This window comes from Paenibacillus sp. FSL R7-0313, from assembly GCF_037969885.1.
In the GTDB taxonomy this organism is placed as follows: Bacteria; Bacillota; Bacilli; order Paenibacillales; family Paenibacillaceae; genus Paenibacillus.
Map to the genome: position 1 here is coordinate 6,487,011 of NZ_CP150219.1, position 15,926 is coordinate 6,502,936.

General features: G+C 47.2%; 12 protein-coding genes. 7 read left to right on the forward strand and 5 right to left on the reverse strand.

Annotated elements, in window-relative coordinates:
* Positions 1-92: 92 nt before the first annotated feature.
* The 3 genes from NSQ38_RS28440 to thrS all read left to right on the forward strand — a co-directional run bounded on the left by NSQ38_RS28440 (position 93) and on the right by thrS (position 5,084).
* Positions 93-854: a response regulator transcription factor gene (locus NSQ38_RS28440; RefSeq protein WP_017689941.1), complete on the forward strand. Its 762-nt coding sequence runs from the start codon at positions 93-95 to the stop codon at positions 852-854.
* Positions 851-2,611, forward strand: a complete 1,761-nt coding sequence (locus tag NSQ38_RS28445) for a HAMP domain-containing sensor histidine kinase (protein WP_339785421.1) — start codon at positions 851-853, stop codon at positions 2,609-2,611. Before NSQ38_RS28440 ends, NSQ38_RS28445 begins: the two co-directional genes overlap by 4 nt.
* Positions 2,612-3,083: 472 nt before the next feature.
* Entirely contained in the window at positions 3,084-5,084 is a 2,001-nt protein-coding gene (gene thrS, locus NSQ38_RS28450) for a threonine--tRNA ligase (RefSeq protein WP_339785422.1), read from the forward strand.
* A 47-nt stretch (positions 5,085-5,131) separates the two neighbouring features.
* On the opposite strand, the gene NSQ38_RS28455 is transcribed toward thrS, so the two are convergent.
* Positions 5,132-5,995 (reverse strand): SDR family oxidoreductase, encoded by an 864-nt coding sequence (locus NSQ38_RS28455; RefSeq protein ID WP_339785424.1) that lies wholly within the window; start codon positions 5,993-5,995, stop codon positions 5,132-5,134.
* Between the two features lie 104 nt (positions 5,996-6,099).
* On the opposite strand from NSQ38_RS28455, the gene NSQ38_RS28460 reads away from it, so the two are divergent.
* Together NSQ38_RS28460 and NSQ38_RS28465 are read left to right on the forward strand one after the other, a co-directional pair.
* On the forward strand, positions 6,100-6,642 hold the full coding sequence (locus NSQ38_RS28460) for a hypothetical protein (RefSeq protein WP_339785426.1): 543 nt from the start codon (positions 6,100-6,102) through the stop codon (positions 6,640-6,642).
* 56 nt (positions 6,643-6,698) lie between these two features.
* Positions 6,699-7,430 (forward strand): MBL fold metallo-hydrolase, encoded by a 732-nt coding sequence (locus tag NSQ38_RS28465; RefSeq protein ID WP_338592343.1) that lies wholly within the window; start codon positions 6,699-6,701, stop codon positions 7,428-7,430.
* Between the two features lie 572 nt (positions 7,431-8,002).
* On the opposite strand, the gene NSQ38_RS28470 is transcribed toward NSQ38_RS28465, so the two are convergent.
* On the reverse strand, positions 8,003-9,214 hold the full coding sequence (locus NSQ38_RS28470) for a PQQ-dependent sugar dehydrogenase (protein ID WP_339785428.1): 1,212 nt from the start codon (positions 9,212-9,214) through the stop codon (positions 8,003-8,005).
* A 262-nt stretch (positions 9,215-9,476) separates the two neighbouring features.
* Here NSQ38_RS28470 and NSQ38_RS28475 point away from each other — a divergent pair, with 262 nt between their 5' ends.
* Entirely contained in the window at positions 9,477-10,565 is a 1,089-nt protein-coding gene (locus tag NSQ38_RS28475; RefSeq protein ID WP_339785430.1) for a Xaa-Pro peptidase family protein, read from the forward strand.
* Between the two features lie 247 nt (positions 10,566-10,812).
* Here NSQ38_RS28475 and NSQ38_RS28480 read toward each other — a convergent pair whose 3' ends face one another.
* From NSQ38_RS28480 to NSQ38_RS28490, 3 genes are all read right to left on the reverse strand, one after another.
* Positions 10,813-11,166: a hypothetical protein gene (locus NSQ38_RS28480; protein ID WP_249911471.1), complete on the reverse strand. Its 354-nt coding sequence runs from the start codon at positions 11,164-11,166 to the stop codon at positions 10,813-10,815.
* 211 nt (positions 11,167-11,377) lie between these two features.
* The gene (locus NSQ38_RS28485) at positions 11,378-12,061 is read right to left on the reverse strand and encodes a queuosine precursor transporter (protein WP_017689950.1); all 684 of its coding nucleotides are present in this window, start codon (positions 12,059-12,061) and stop codon (positions 11,378-11,380) included.
* A 377-nt stretch (positions 12,062-12,438) separates the two neighbouring features.
* Positions 12,439-13,836 carry an L-cystine transporter gene (locus NSQ38_RS28490; RefSeq protein WP_091033512.1) on the reverse strand — a complete coding sequence of 466 codons (1,398 nt, stop codon included), beginning with the start codon at positions 13,834-13,836 and terminating at the stop codon, positions 12,439-12,441.
* A gap of 353 nt (positions 13,837-14,189) precedes the next feature.
* On the opposite strand from NSQ38_RS28490, the gene NSQ38_RS28495 reads away from it, so the two are divergent.
* Complete coding sequence (locus tag NSQ38_RS28495) at positions 14,190-15,890, forward strand: methyl-accepting chemotaxis protein (protein ID WP_289391560.1); 1,701 nt, start codon at positions 14,190-14,192, stop codon at positions 15,888-15,890.
* The last annotated feature ends 36 nt before the right edge of the window (positions 15,891-15,926 follow it).

Consider the following 15,926-nt stretch of genomic DNA (forward strand, 5'->3'; position numbering starts at 1 on the left):
TCCGTTAAGATAGCTCATACGCTATACAGCCTTCTTGGATGGTATGATTAGCAATACACACAACGGAAGGATCAGGAGGTCATTTTTAAACTATGGATAACGTCTCATTACTGCTTGTGGATGATGAACAGGCCATTCTGCATATGCTCAAAACCGTTCTGCTCAAAGAGCAGTTTCTCGATATTGATACCGTTACAACAGGCGAAGCTGCCATTGAGGCATGCAACAACAAGACCTATCATTGCATCGTGCTCGACATCATGCTTCCTGGCAAAAGCGGACTGGAAATCTGTCCTTTTCTAAGGCAGGTCACCGATGCGCCCATCCTGTTTCTGACGGCCAAAACAACCGATTATGACAAATTAACCGGATTCGCTGTTGGTGGCGACGATTATGTCGCCAAACCCTTTAATCCGCTGGAAGTCGTTGCTCGAATTAAATCATTACTGAAGCGTTACTTACCTTCCAAAACCGCAGCGATCTCGGATCACGTCCCATCTAACGTAAATGCGTCATCTCCCAGCACATCGGAAGGCGTGTACGACTTTGGACGGTTTCAAGTGCTGGAATGGGCTGGTGAGCTTCGTGTTGAAGGTGAGTCCGTATCCTGTCCGGCACTTGTGTTTCAACTACTACTCTTTTTCTGCAAACATCCCAATCGCATCTTCACCAAGTCAGATCTATATGAACGGGTCTGGGGCTCTGAAGCCATTAGTGATGACAATACCGTGATGGTTCATATTCACCGCATTCGGGAGCGCATTGAAGCCGATCCTTCCAATCCAGTGTTTCTCGTTAACGTCCGAGGTTTGGGATACAAACTGATTCAGCCGGAACATGTGTCACGCCCATGAGTATTCGTCGCAGGTTAATGACCCGGTTTATCGGGATGCTTGCCGGTGCAGTCGTTCTTATCATCCTGCTTGGGTCTGTAGCCACCTACTGGGTCGTGCAAAAGGTAAATGAAGTGAATCTGGTGGATGATTTTGCTGTTAATGGTCTGGACCAATTGATTAATACAGCAGAGATTCTGCCAGATAATACGATCCGATATGACCCCGAACTGCTGAAACAAGTGGATAAAAATCAAGGCTGGCTCCAGGTTCTGGATGAACAAGGTTACGCTATTGATGAATATCACACACCTGCCGATGTTCCTACTCACTATAAACCGGGGGAATTGATTGCATACTGGGAAATCCAGAAGCCGTTCCCTTATCAGATTGTCATGCTGATTCGGGAGAAAAACGGGAAGGAATTCACTTTGTTATATGGCGAGAGTAACCCGGCCAAGTCCTTAATGAATAACATTCGTTCAGACCTCGCTTTCACCAACGGGAAGCTTGATCTTCAGCCCGACCATCAGGAGGCCCTCCGTGCCGCCAATGCTTATCTTCAAGTATTGGACGCGTCAGGAAGCGAACTCTCCTCCTATAACAAACCGGCCATGGGCGTACCAAGCGAATACACCATTCAGGAACTGGTTCTGCAAATTCGCTATCCGAGTCGATCAGGCATGTCTGTTGCCACGTGGTACGATGAGAAGAATGAAACCACCTGGCTGATTAGCATCCCTGGCGATCCATTGGCGACCGGAAATCAAAACCCCTACAGTTTTATTCTGGAACCGGCATTGGTTGTATTGATCGTGTCCATCATCATTCTGCTCATTTTGCTTGCCTTCTGGTATGCCAACCGCTTCGGCTCACCTATGCTGCATATGCTCCAATGGTTACAGCGTCTGGAACGAGGACATTACGAGGAACCTACCGGAGCCTTTGGAGTGCCTCGCAGTCAGCGTCGTAACGGAAAGTGGAAGCGAAAATACAACGTGTATGCTGAAGTGCTTCGCTCCATGCAGGCCCTGTCTCACACTTTGAAGCAAGATGAAGAACTTCGGAAACAGACCGATTCTCTGCGGGAGGAGTGGATTGCTGGCATAACACATGACCTGAAGACACCCCTCTCCTCCATTCAGGGATATGCGCATATGCTTGAGGCGGATAAGTATAGCTGGACCGCGGAGGAAGTCAGAGAATTCGCAGGCATAATGCTCGATAAGTCCATGTATATGGACAGGCTTGTCAACGACCTTGCCATGACCTATCGATTACGCAGTGGAGGATATCAACCTGTGGTGGAAAAGACTGACGTAAATACGTTACTCCGTGATCTGATCCAGCGCGCTGAACGGAATCCGGCATATGGAGAAGGTCGCATCATATTCCAACCGTCCGAAGTGCCTGTGTATGGACTTGTCCATATTCCGTCGTTTGAACGAATTGTGGATAATCTGACCGCCAATGCCCTTCTTCATAATCCGCCCGAGTCCATCCTGGTTGTCAGTGTGCATTCTGGTACGCAGGCAGATGAATTCAGCATTCAGTTTGCCGATAATGGAAAAGGCATGGACCCCGAGACGGTATGGAAGTTATTTGAACGATACTATCGCGGTACAGATACAGGTACATCGGACGTTGGATCAGGGCTGGGCATGGCGGTAACCAAAGGTTTGATCGAAGCCATGAATGGTCGTATTGAGGTACAGTCCACCCCTGGTGAAGGAACGATCATTCGCTTAATATGGGATGAGCCGTCCGAAACCAAATAAAATGTTCCGCTTGACCTTTCCATTTTCAGTCTATATAATCGACACTCAATAACACCTGTTCCAATATATTAATATTGAATGCAACACATTTCAGAATAATTCAAATGAGTTTGATCTAACATATTTGGCGATGACCAGAGACAAGATTTCGTTTGCGTGCTGCCCAGAGAGAGAGGGGATTGGTGAAACCTTCTTCAGCGAACGGACCGGAATTACCCCTCTGCAGCCGTGACCTCGAACCTCAGCATTTTGGACCCCTTTGGATGTTCGACATGCTGTCAGTAGAGTTCACCGCCTGATCCCCGATAACGGATTCCAATGAGGGTTATGATGTTTTCTGTTCCGGCGGCTGGCCGAGATCAGGGTGCACCATAACCAAAATTAGGGTGGAACCACGAGCCAAGCGCACTCGTCCCTTTTCCGGGACGGGTGTTTTTTGCGCTTTCATTTTAAGAAATGGAGAGTGGTTCACATGAGCAAACAAGAAAGCAGTAACTCAGCAAGCAACAAATCAGGTAACGAAATAAACAACCAAGCAAATGATCTTCAACCATCCAGTCATTCCATTGAGGTCCGTCTGCAAGGTGGCGCGATACGTTCTTACGAAGCAGGCATCACTGTAGGGGCGGTCGCCTCATCCATCAGCACAAGTCTTGGGAAACAGGCTATCGGCGGTATTGTAGATGGTCAGAATGTCGATCTCGATTGGGTGCTCAAGCAAGATTGCGAACTCGTTATTGTTACTTTGGACAGCGCGGAAGGTCTGTATCGTTATCGTCACAGCGCAGCACATGTGCTGGCACAGGCGCTCAAACGCATCTACGGTGCAGAACAAGTGAAACTGGGTATCGGCCCAGTCATTGAAGATGGATTCTATTACGATGTTGATCTGGAGCATGCCTTGTCCATCAGTGATCTGGCTGCCATTGAGCGGGAAATGAGCAAAATCATTCAGGAGAATCATAAGATCAGTCGCCGGGTCGTTAACCGGGAGGAAGCCCTCCGTATCTTCGGAGAGATCCAGGACCCCTACAAGCTTGAACTCATTCAGGATTTGCCGAAGGACGCCGAACTTTCAATCTATGATCAAGGAGAGTTCTTCGATCTGTGTCGCGGTCCCCATCTTCCATCCACTGGTCGAATCAAAGCGTTTAAGCTGTTGAATGTAGCCGGTGCGTACTGGCGAGGTAACTCGGATAATAAGATGCTGCAACGTATCTACGGCACTGCTTTCCCCAACAAAGCCCAACTGGATGAACATCTGCACATGCTCGAAGAAGCAAAAAAACGGGATCATCGTAAACTCGGCAAAGAGCTTGAACTGTTCATGTTCTCCGAAGAAGCGCCAGGCATGCCCTTCTACTTGCCCAAAGGCATGACTGTTCGCACTGAACTGGAGCAATTCTCGCGTGAGCTGCAATTACAGGAAGGTTATCAGGAAGTTCGGACTCCTCTCATGATGAACAACCGGCTGTGGGAGCAATCCGGCCATTGGGAGCATTACAAGGACAACATGTATTTCTCCGAAGTGGACGATGCCACTTTTGCACTGAAACCGATGAACTGTCCTGGGCACATGCTGATCTTCAAAAACACACTCCATTCCTATCGCGAATTACCGATTCGCATGATGGAATTTGGTCAGGTTCACCGTCATGAATTCTCAGGTGCCCTGAACGGCATGATGCGTGTGCGGACATTCTGCCAGGATGATGCTCATCTCTACGTCATGCCAGAGCAGATCGAGGACGAGATTAATCAGGCGATCTCACTGATCGGACGTATGTACGATATCTTTGGATTCGAATATAAGATTGAATTGTCCACTCGCCCGGAAGATTCCATGGGATCGGAAGAGCTGTGGGATCAAGCGGAACGTGCATTGCAAAATGTACTGGATCGCCGCGGCGTGGAGTATCGCGTTAACGAAGGAGACGGTGCCTTTTATGGACCAAAAATTGACTTTCATATCCTCGATGCGCTGAAGCGTAGCTGGCAGTGCGGAACAATCCAGCTTGATTTTCAAATGCCGGAGAAGTTCGACCTCACTTACATTGGCGAGGATAGCCTGAAACACCGTCCTGTCGTGATCCATCGTGCCATCTACGGTTCCATTGATCGTTTCATCGGCATTCTGACTGAACACTATGCAGGAGCATTTCCACTCTGGCTCGCACCTGTGCAAGTGAAGCTCCTACCTGTGTCAGATCATTACGCAGACTATGCGCTCCAAGTACAGAGCCAACTCCGGGCTGCGGGCATTCGGGTAGAAACAGATCTGCGCAGCGAGAAGCTCGGGTACAAAATCCGTGAAGCCCAGATGGAAAAAGTGCCTTATTCGCTCGTACTTGGTGAGAATGAGAAAAATGCCTCATCTGCCTCTGTCCGTGCATACGGTCAGGGAGATCAAGGCATCCAACGTATTGAAGCTGTTATTGAAATGATCCAACAAGCTGTGAAGGCAAAAATATAAAAGAAGTAACGACTCTATCTATTGGTCACTTATCAGCTTGTGCTGAATTACAACTTCTCATCAGGCTTTAGCCCCACCTGCTCTTCGCTCCATGTCCAGAAACGCTCAGCTGAAGCATCATCAACGGCATGTGCCTTCAGCTGCTGCTCTTTCTGTTGATAGAAGTAACGCCCGGTGATGCCGACAACTTCAGGACTTGTGGCCAGATAAATAGCCGTTCGCGCCCCTTCTTCAGGGGACAAAAAGAATGGCAGCTTGCCCACAAACGCCATAATGCGTGTGCCAAATCCAGTATTGCGATCTACGCCAATGCTCGTTCCCACCGCACCAGGGTGTAGACAGTTCACCGTGACAGATGTGCCTGACAGTTTGCGGGCCAGCGCACGAGTGAACAACACGTTAGCCAATTTGGATTGGGCGTAGCTTTTGATCGGATTATAACTTTTGTGCAAATGTGGATCTTCAAAGTGGATTTTGCCGGCCTTATATGCACCTGACGAAACGTTCACAACCCGTCCCTGCTTCGCAGCTTTCAGAGGTTCTATCAAAAGTAAGGTCAACAGGAAATGCCCCAGATGGTTAATACCGATACTTTGTTCGAACCCGTCTGAGGTTTCCTTCCGCTTGACCATCACCACCCCCGCATTATTAACCAGAACGTCAAGGCTGTCATGGCGCTCGCGGAATGTGCGGGCAAACTGGCGTATACTTTCGAGTGAACCCAGGTCACACAACATCAATTCAATCGCAGAAGAGCCGGACTGACGCACAGCTTCCTGAAGAGACTCCTGTCCGCGCTTCTCACTGCGGCATGCCATGATTACCCGATATCCTTGTCTTGCAAGTTCAATAGTGGTTGCCAACCCCATACCTGAGTTAGCTCCTGTTACAATTGCTGTCTGGTTGAACATGAGGTACTTCCCTTCTGAACCTGAGGTTCCGAAATTAGAGGCGCAACGACGGACAATATGAGATAATGATAGGATCACATCTCGGTTTCCATGGGAGGACAAGTATGCTGACCAAAGAAGATTTTAAAAAAGTTAAAAAACAAGCCAAACTTGAAATCGCACTACTCGAACAGGAATATCAGGAAATCTTGCAGAACGTTGATTCTACGCTGTATGAAAAATACGGTATCTTTGACCAGGAAGAAACACGTGAGCTCACCCGAAAACGCAAAAACCGAAGATATGCTTCACTGGTCATCGAACTATGCGCCATTATTGAACAAATGTTACATCAACTGTACAGAGACGTATATCAGAAAAAGTTTAATTCGACCCAGCTGATGAAAACTCCTGCCTATCGTGCGCGCTCCAACATGGAGATTATTCAAGCCGAACTGAGTAAAGAATTCATTGCTCTTGAATCCGAAAAAGAACACTTCGCAGAAGCCCTTAGCCAGGTGTTTCAGACGAGGAACAAACTTGTTCATGATAACTTCTCATTTGTCTCCATCGTTAAGGATGGCAGTAATGAAGAAGAAACGTTTGAAACATTACTCCATACGGTAAAAAAATATAGAAAACACTTAAAATATAATCGCCCTGAATAACAACAATCATCGCTAAAAAAGAAAAGGAGGTGTACCGGACTACGGTCCGGACAACCATGAGCCATCCAACAACTTCGATTACTGTGCTAAATCTTCAGATTCCCACACCTTCTGGGAACAGCCCCATATTCCCCGTCATGCTTCGTGACGAAGATGGGGTAACCCTGGTGGATACAGGCATGATTGGACAATTTGCTGAACTTCAATCCGCTTTGGAACAAGAAGGCGTTCAACTCTCGGACGTCAAACGTGTGATTATTACCCATCAGGACATCGATCATATCGGTAATCTGGGCGCTCTTCTGGATGCTATTCCCGATCTGGAAATCTGGGCACATGCCGACGAGATTCCATATCTAACAGGTGAGAAATCTTTGATAAAGTTCACGCCTGAACGTCGTGCGTTGCTGCCCGCGCCCGTATTGGCACTGGCAGATCAACTGCTCTTGCAGCTGCCTGAAGTGAACATCAGCAGAACACTGGCGGACGGAGACTTGTTACCCCTTCAAGGTGGTACACAGGTTATTCATACACCGGGACATACCCCAGGTCATATCTGCCTGTATTTCGGTGAGCAGCAGTTCCTGCTCGCTGCCGATGAACTTCGTGTGGTCGATGATGAACTGGTTGGCCCAGCGCCACCCGCGACACCGGACATGCCTGAAGCGCTACGAAGCCTGAAGAAACTGACCGACCTTAAGCTCGATAAAGTCCTCTGTTATCACGGTGGAGAGTACACGAATGATCCCGCTCAGCGCATTGCCACACTTGCGGAGAGCGCAGAGTAGTAAAGAACGCGGAGCTGTGAGTATTTTTGGAATGACACAAGCATCCTATTAACGCTGTTTCTCTTCGTGCGGCATTGTGCGGAGTAGCTCATTCAAGATTAGGGCGACACATACATTACAATCAAGGAGCTGTCCCATAAGTCATGAATTTGACGGGAACAGCTCCTTTAATTAACTAACCATGTGCATATACTACTGCACTGGAGTTGTTTTGTAACGAATCTCTGACACCCTATACGCAGAATTTTGAGTATCAGTATTTTCTAACGAACTCCAGACACCTTAGTTACTCATTTCATTGGTTTTTCGGCAGGTTTCTAGTGAATTTTGGCGATATAACGTGACTGAGGTTCGTTATATACTATGAACGCCACCAAACCTCTATTTAAGGTGCGTCAGGTTCGTTAGAATAATTTTATTTAGAGCGATTCAGATTAGGGCACTTCAGGGCTTTGGCTTAAAGTTAAGCGGCAACCGTTCGTTTTAAACTTACTCCATCCTCAACCTTACGGGGATACCAATCCGGTTCGACGCTGTCCTGTAACACTGATTTTATCTCCTTTGACCCCGACTTAGCTCTCCGGAGTAAGTACAATCAGCTTGTCATCTCCATCTCGTGGCGATCCTCGTCCATCCCGATTGTTCGTAAGCACGTATAACTTTCCGTCCTCACCAGCACTCACATTGCGAATTCGACCCCATTCATCTTCGAAGATCGGTTCCACCTGCTCGACCTGTGTACCATCCTCCGAAAGAGTAACTTTCAGCAACTGCTCTCCACGCAGATTCGCAGCAATCAGTGATCCAGCCCAAGGTCCTTCTTCAACAAAAGCTACACCAGACGGTGCCCATGTATCATTCCCACTATGTGCAAGCGGAGCCTGATATGCGCCATTGTCATCGTTGTCTCCCTCCACCTCAGGCCAGCCATAATTCTCACCAGCTACAATCCGGTTGATCTCATCATGATTACGCTGACCATGCTCAGTGGAGTAGAGATAACCGTTGTCCGGGTTCCAGGCCAGTCCCTGTGCGTTACGGTGTCCCATACTGTATACAGGTGAATTCGGCCATGGGTTGTCTGCCGGGATCGATCCGTCGAGACCTATCCGCAATATTTTACCTCCAAGGCTATCTTGGTTCTGTGACAGTTCCGGTTCATACCGCTCACCTGTTGTGATATAGAGCAACTTGTCCGGGCCAATCTTGATCCGCCCACCGTTATGATTTGTTCCGCCTGGAATGTTACCTAGTAGTTCTTTATCTATGACCGCTTTGCCATCATTCACCTTGAGGCGTAAAACCCGATTGGCAATGTTGTCGCCTTCGAGATAGGAGTGGTATGCATACAAGTAACCGTTCTCCTCAAAGTCCGGATCAGCTGCAAGACCCAACAGACCTCCTTCCCCTTCTTCATTAAACGGAGCTGAGAATTCAATCAGTGGTTCAGAGGCCAGTTTTCCATCCTCAATGACCCGAATCGCACCAGGGCGTTCCGTTACAAACATCCGACCATCAGGCACACTTACAATCTCCCATGGTGCATTCAATCCTTCAACCAGAACGGACGCCTGATACGGAATAACCGTCTCCCCCTGCGCTTCACTCTCTTTTCCACCCACACTGGTATTGCCGCCGTTGGCTGTCTGTCCCTGACCTGTTCCCTGTCCCTGAGACGTCTGCTCTGTCCCTCCCGTAAAGGTTTCGCCTGAAGAACATGACGCGGTTAACAGTGCCACACTTAATAATGAAGCATACAGCGGAACGTTTACTCGATTATTCATGACTACATCTCCCTTCGCATATCGTTCTTTTGTATAAAATAATTAAGCCAAGCTTCAACGTATTGTTAATATATTGTACTCTATTGTTGTGGTGTTATTATTCATGTGTAAAGCGGTTTCGCCCTGTATTACCCTTCATACCAGCCGCTTAAACCGAGAATTCAAGGGATCCCGAGGACATGAAATCATCGCAGTTTGGAATTCCATCATAATCTTTTATAATAGAAGGATAGTATGAATGGAAAGGTGGACAACTACACTTATGAATCAAAACCCTTTATCTCGTCTTGAAGCCGATCTGTCCGGGCAAGGATTGGACGCCATGCTGATCACAGATCCGAAACATATCTACTATTTAACTGGATTTGCGAGCAATCCGCATGAACGCTTCCTTGGTCTGGTTCTTGCACGCGGCGAAGAGCCCCTGTTGATTGTACCCGCACTGGACGCAGAAGCTGCCGCTGCCGCTTCCTCGGTATCCAACATTGCCACGCACACGGATACGGATAATCCGTACGCTTTGTTTGATCGTTATCAGGGGCGCTTGGGCCGGGTTGGTCTCGAGAAAGAATACGTGACGGTCGCACGTTATGAGCAGTTGACCGCCGCTCTGGGTGCAGCCAGCTTTGAAGATGTTGGCCCGTTGCTTCGCACATTACGTGTGAAAAAAACACCAGATGAAGTAGCCCGCATTCGCCACGCCATTCATCTAATTGAAGAAACTCTTCGTCAAGGCCTCTCTCATGTTCGTGCAGGCGTAACCGAGATTGAACTTGTCGCAGAGATGGAGTATCAGATGAAAAAGCTGGGTGCCGATGGCCCTTCCTTTGATACCATGGTGCTCACGGGACCCAAAACAGGTCTGCCACACGGTACACCGGGTGAACGGAAACTGCAACATGGTGACCTGTTGATGTTTGACATGGGTGTGTATGCTGGAGGATATGCCTCGGATATCACACGTACATTCGCCTTTGGTGACATCTCACCTGAACTCAAAACCATCTATGACACTGTGCTCGCAGCGAACGAAGCTGCTATCCAAATCGTGAAACCAGGCATTACCTGCGCCGAAGTGGATCGTGCAGCACGCCAGGTAACGGAAGTAGCGGGATACGGCGAACGTTTTATGCATAGAGTAGGCCACGGATTGGGTATCGACGTACATGAGTATCCTTCCCTCCATGGAGAGAATATGGACATCCTGAATGAAGGTACCGTATTCACGATTGAACCGGGCATCTATACCGCAGCAGGCGGCGTTCGTATCGAGGATGATGTAATTGTGACCGAGACGGGTGTCGAAGTTCTGACAACATATCCAAAAGAACTGCAAATCCTTACCGACTAATTCAATTGGATCTATGTCAAAAACAGCCCATATACATCCAATGCTCAGCCGATATTATGTATCATGAACTAAACTGCACGCAACTGTGCTGAACTGTATCTTCAATAATATAAAATACACACGCGAACACAAAAATCCCGCGAATCCATGAATATCATGGGTTGCGGGATTTTAATTAATACAAAGCATATCCTAAATTACTCCGTCTGCATTCTACGTAATCTTATTCCTGCTCACTCATTTACCATTAGTCAAACTCATGCGTGATATCCTGCCAAGACTCTAGCTGTGGCAACTGTTGCTTCCCCCAGTAATCCAGAAACCATTGAATAATCCCAGTTGTATCTGTTGTGCTGTAGCTGTAATGCAGGAAACCGTCCTCGCCTTCCTGCAAACGAATCTCCGCCACCATTTGCCCTGGTTCCTCAAGCGCAGCAGCCTGCATATACATACTTCCCTCCACCAGCTCCGAAGGTTTAAGTACTACGTATTCATGCAATTCCAGATTGGAGATCAACTCCACCAATAACGAGGCATTAATGTTATCATTCTCGTAGGTTGTGCCATTGCTTTCCAGTGTATAACGCAGTGTAGAATACATGTGCGATTCCCCTTTGTATGAAGTCATTGTTGGCTAATAATAAATGATACACGCTCATAAACGACAGGTCGTTTATATTATAACTTTTTCATAAAAATGTAAAAAGGATTTTTCTTGTTTCGGGACTTTTCTATGAAAAAAACCCTTGCTGAGTCCGAATTACAATTGACTGCGCAGAGGGTGATTTTAAGTGATACTCTTTGAATATTGTCTAAGCTTCATCCTTAAACTTAAAGCTGCGTGCGGCATACAGAAACGGTGTTCCAACCGCAGTTAATACAAATTTGATAATATACGTCGTCAGGAAGATTTCCAGCCAAACATCCCAAGGGTAGATAAACGCAAACGCGATTGTGCAGAACACCAGTGTATCCACAAATGAACTGATGATCGAACTACCGTTGGTGCGTATCCACAACTGATTGCGTCCTGGGGCCACCTTGCGCAGCCAGGAGTACAATCGTACATCCAGGAACTGACTGATAAAGTAAGCCGTCAGACTTCCGAGTGCCAGACGTGGCAGCAGACCGAACAGCTTCGCCATGGATTCCTGTGCAAAGTCCGTCGGTGCCGGGTCAAAGAACAACACCATCTGCATCAGAACCGTCGTCATGATCAACGTAAAAAAACCGAACCATACGGCTTTGCGTGCCTCACCTGGTCCATACTTCTCATTAAGAAGGTCACTGGTCAGGTACATGCTGACATACATCGTGTTACCAAGCGTCAGCACGATTCCCATGATATCTATCGTTTTGGTCACCTGAATGTTGGCTATAACCGTAGCCACACCAATCCAGGCATAGAGACCTTTTTTACCGAACAAGCGGTAACACAGCAAGAAAAATCCATAAGTTACGAGAACAAAAACTGCTCCCCACCCTAAGTTAAACATAAATACATACACTGCCTTCCTAGTTTTGATTACGCGGGATGGTTACGAACCGCGGTTTGGCTCAGGGCCAAAACATGAATACTCTATCACATTTCTCGTCCCATGAACAGAACTAAATAACTCCAAGTGTGCCTGAGTGACTACGATCCCTTCTATATTCCTCCCGCTTCCCTCTTGACCATACTAGTTTTTACTACCCCTATTCCCCTTGCACCATGTATCGAAAAAGAAGACTGCTTCACCACCGTGCACAGTTTAGCTTGATTTCCGCAAAAAAAAACCGCCCTCCGGATTCCTCCGAAGGACGGCTTTTCTCACTTGATTTGTAGACGGCTCTAGCTATCTTAATGTGAGCTTTTATCTAATCCCATTCTGTATTAAGCCTGAGCCGCAGAATCCAGCTCACGGCTTTGATCGTTAAACGTGTCCCGATCGTTTTCCTTCAAAATTCTGCTCGTCACGAGTCCTGATGTCATCGACCCGTTCACGTTAAGCGCTGTACGACCCATGTCGATCAGCGGCTCCACGGAAATGAGCAGTCCAACCAGAGCCACAGGCAGATTCATGGTGGACAATACGATCAGGGAAGCGAAGGTTGCCCCGCCGCCAACGCCAGCCACACCAAACGAACTGATCATGACTACGAGGATCAAAGTCACAATGAAGTCCCAGCTCAGCGGGTCGATGCCGACCGTCGGAGCAATCATCACCGCCAGCATGGCCGGATAGATCCCGGCGCAGCCGTTTTGCCCAATCGTAGCCCCAAAGCTTGCAGACAGGTTCGCAATGCCGTCCGATACGCCGAGTTTCTTCGTCTGTGTCTCCACATTCAGCGGGATCGCCGCTGCACTTGAACGGGACGTAAAGGCAAATACCAGTGTTGGCAACACCTTCTTCAAATACGTAACCGGGTTGAAGCCGGACAGAGAGATAATGATCAGATGAATAATAAACATGATCGCCAGCGCGATATAAGACGCAATCACGAATTTGATGAGCTTTAATATCTCTTCCGCATTGGTTGTCGCCGTTACCTTTGTAATCAGTGCTAAAATCCCGTAAGGCGTAAGCCTCAGCACCAGTGTAACAATTCGCATAACCACCGCATACACCGCATTAACCATACCGCGGAACGTCTCCGCCTGCTGTGGTTTTTTGCGATCCAGTCCAAGTACGGCTACACCGATAAACGCGGAGAAGATAACCACCGCCAGTGTGGATGTACGACGTTCTCCTGTCATATCTGCAAATGGATTCGAAGGAATGAATTCTAGCACTTGCTGCGGGATGGTCTGATCCTTCACATCAACAAGCCGTTCCTCCACCTTCTGAATCTGCGCATTCTCCCGGTCTCCTCCTTGAATCTCAATGGAAGTCAGGTTGAAGCCCAGACTGGTCACAATGCTGACCCCTGCGGCAATCGCTGTCGTGATCAACAGAATGGCAATAATGGAAACACTCATCTTGCCGAGATTTTGTTTGCCCTTCAGATTCATAATGGCCGAGATGATGGACACCATGATCAATGGGATCACGACCATTTGCAACAAACGAACATATCCTGAACCGACCAGATTGAACCAATCGACTGATTTCGTAACTACATCAGAACCTGATGTGTACACCAATTGAAGAATAACCCCGTACACAACCCCCAGTCCCAGACCCGCAAATACGCGTTTCGTAAAGGAGATATGCTTTTTCTGCATCCAGTAGAGGATGCCAAGTAAGGCAAGCATAACCACTACATTCAATATGACTAGAAAAGTATCCATTTCTTTTAAATCCTCCTCAGGTATGTGTGTAACCGGAAAATATCCGATTTTCTCTTTTATCTTTTGTACTTCCGACAAAGACATTTTACAATATAACATATAACAAACTATTCTGGTAGGTATTAATTGATATTATGTAATATGCATGTAACAGATTCATCTATTTCTGAAAAAAATACACCAAATCGTGAAAATTGTTCTATTCAACCTCCGGTTAATTTTGTAATATAGGTATATCCGCTTATTCCCAAGTTTTCTCAACGTATAATTTAGGTCTTTCTTCATTGGTAGATAGGTCTTAGGATTACGGAAAAGCGACAATGTTAATGAACTTGACGTGAAAGGATGATCATATGTTTCGTAATCGCACCGTTGCCGGTAAAATCAGAGGCACTTTGTTCCTCGTTCTGCTGGTTGCTTCCCTGTTGTTCAGTATTAGTTTTTACGCCGTTTCGATGAATATTATTCAAAGCTACGTGCTGCCGCAGTTTGACAAAGTCCTAAACACGTCCATTCAGGATATATACAAGAATACTTCAGCATCCAAAATCCTACAGGTACAGAGTGGCGGAGCCGGTTCTGAAGGTGCTGCCATGACCGTGGAATCGTATCTGGCAGATAAAGCAAAAGAACATAATTTGGATGCGGCTTACGTTGTTGCTATTCAAGATGGCTCAGCCAAAGTGGTTGTTGCCAACTCTTCCTCAGGCATGAAAGCGCAGGATGAGATCAGTGTAGAACCCGCAATGAATGCAGCTATTGAGAACAAAGAAATGGTAATCAGTGAGGTCTACTCCGATTCCTTTGGTGTACATAAAGCAGCCTTTATCCCCATTGCAGGAAGTAACATGATTATGGCTGTGAGCATGGATGCCCAGTTCATTCAAGACAAGATTACCCAGATTTTCTGGTTATGTCTTGGGATTACAGCATTAGTGTTTGTGCTCGGGTGGCTTATCTCCACTAGTATGATCAAAAGAGTGACCAAACCGATCATCAAGCTTGTCCAACATAGTAAACAAATTTCCCAAGGCGATCTGACCGCTGAGCTAGAGATCAAAGGCAAAGATGAAATTGCCCAGCTTGCCGCAAGCTTCCAGACGATGACGCATAACCTGAAAGAAATGATTAGCCGTGCCTTGTCTACATCCAATGAAGTTGTGTCAGGTTCCAATGACCTGCTTCAGCGAGTTGAATCGATGTCTGGTATGGTTCGAAACTCCAGCCGCTCCGCAGAAGATGCAGAAAAAGGCAGCATCAGCATTGCCTCAAGCGCATCCGAGAACGCGAGAGCTATGGAAGAAATTACGCAAGGTATCATGCATATTGCTTCTTCTTCCGCTGAAGTATCTGACCAGATTGGTGAAGCAGCCAACGAGGCAGTTAACGGTAACCGACTGGCTCAGAATGCCATTGAGCAGATGGAGCGTGTAGGCCAGACAGCAAGCGAATCGTTGCGTTATGTCGAAACTATGAATGAACGTTCGGTAGCTATCGGCACCATTGTTGCTTCCATTTTTGAAATCACCAAACAGATTAACATGCTGTCACTCAACGCCTCCATTGAAGCAGCACGTGCCGGAGAACATGGCCGCGGATTCGCTGTTGTTGCTGGAGAAGTTCGCAAACTTGCCGAGCAATCCAAGACAGCCACCGAAGAAATTTCGGATTATCTGGGTACCATTCGTGAAGACGCTGAACGTTCCGTTGACGCCATGAACCGTGTAACCCAGGAGATTGGTTCAGGTACAACTGTTGTTCAACAAGCAGGCTCAGCCTTCCAGCAGCTGAATGAATTGATCCAGAACGTGAATCTGACCATTCAGACCGTCTCTGCTTCTACACAACAAGTATCTGCTGGTGCTGAAGAAGTGAGTGCGTCCGTTGAAGAAACGGCACAGATTACGACCAAATCCCGTGAAAGTATGCTACAGATTGCTTCAACAGCAGATCTTCAGCTCAGCGAGATGGATTCACATTCGAATACAGTTCGTCATCTGCATGAACAAGCTGTAGAGCTGCAATCCGCTATGAAGAATTTCAAAATAAACTAACAGGTTAACCATTAACCTATCATCACCTGTTTTAAA

Excerpts from the sequence above, each read along its gene's own strand:
- NSQ38_RS28455 (WP_339785424.1), bottom strand. The coding sequence starts at position 5,995 with ATGTTCAACCAGACAGCAATTGTAACAGGAGCTAACTCAGGTATGGGG.
- NSQ38_RS28465 (WP_338592343.1), top strand. The coding sequence starts at position 6,699 with ATGAGCCATCCAACAACTTCGATTACTGTGCTAAATCTTCAGATTCCC.
- thrS (WP_339785422.1), top strand. The coding sequence starts at position 3,084 with ATGAGCAAACAAGAAAGCAGTAACTCAGCAAGCAACAAATCAGGTAAC.
- NSQ38_RS28445 (WP_339785421.1), top strand. The coding sequence starts at position 851 with ATGAGTATTCGTCGCAGGTTAATGACCCGGTTTATCGGGATGCTTGCC.
- NSQ38_RS28460 (WP_339785426.1), top strand. The coding sequence starts at position 6,100 with ATGCTGACCAAAGAAGATTTTAAAAAAGTTAAAAAACAAGCCAAACTT.
- NSQ38_RS28490 (WP_091033512.1), bottom strand. The coding sequence starts at position 13,836 with ATGGATACTTTTCTAGTCATATTGAATGTAGTGGTTATGCTTGCCTTA.
- NSQ38_RS28480 (WP_249911471.1), bottom strand. The coding sequence starts at position 11,166 with ATGTATTCTACACTGCGTTATACACTGGAAAGCAATGGCACAACCTAC.
- NSQ38_RS28440 (WP_017689941.1), top strand. The coding sequence starts at position 93 with ATGGATAACGTCTCATTACTGCTTGTGGATGATGAACAGGCCATTCTG.
- NSQ38_RS28495 (WP_289391560.1), top strand. The coding sequence starts at position 14,190 with ATGTTTCGTAATCGCACCGTTGCCGGTAAAATCAGAGGCACTTTGTTC.
- NSQ38_RS28475 (WP_339785430.1), top strand. The coding sequence starts at position 9,477 with ATGAATCAAAACCCTTTATCTCGTCTTGAAGCCGATCTGTCCGGGCAA.
- NSQ38_RS28470 (WP_339785428.1), bottom strand. The coding sequence starts at position 9,214 with ATGAATAATCGAGTAAACGTTCCGCTGTATGCTTCATTATTAAGTGTG.
- NSQ38_RS28485 (WP_017689950.1), bottom strand. The coding sequence starts at position 12,061 with ATGTTTAACTTAGGGTGGGGAGCAGTTTTTGTTCTCGTAACTTATGGA.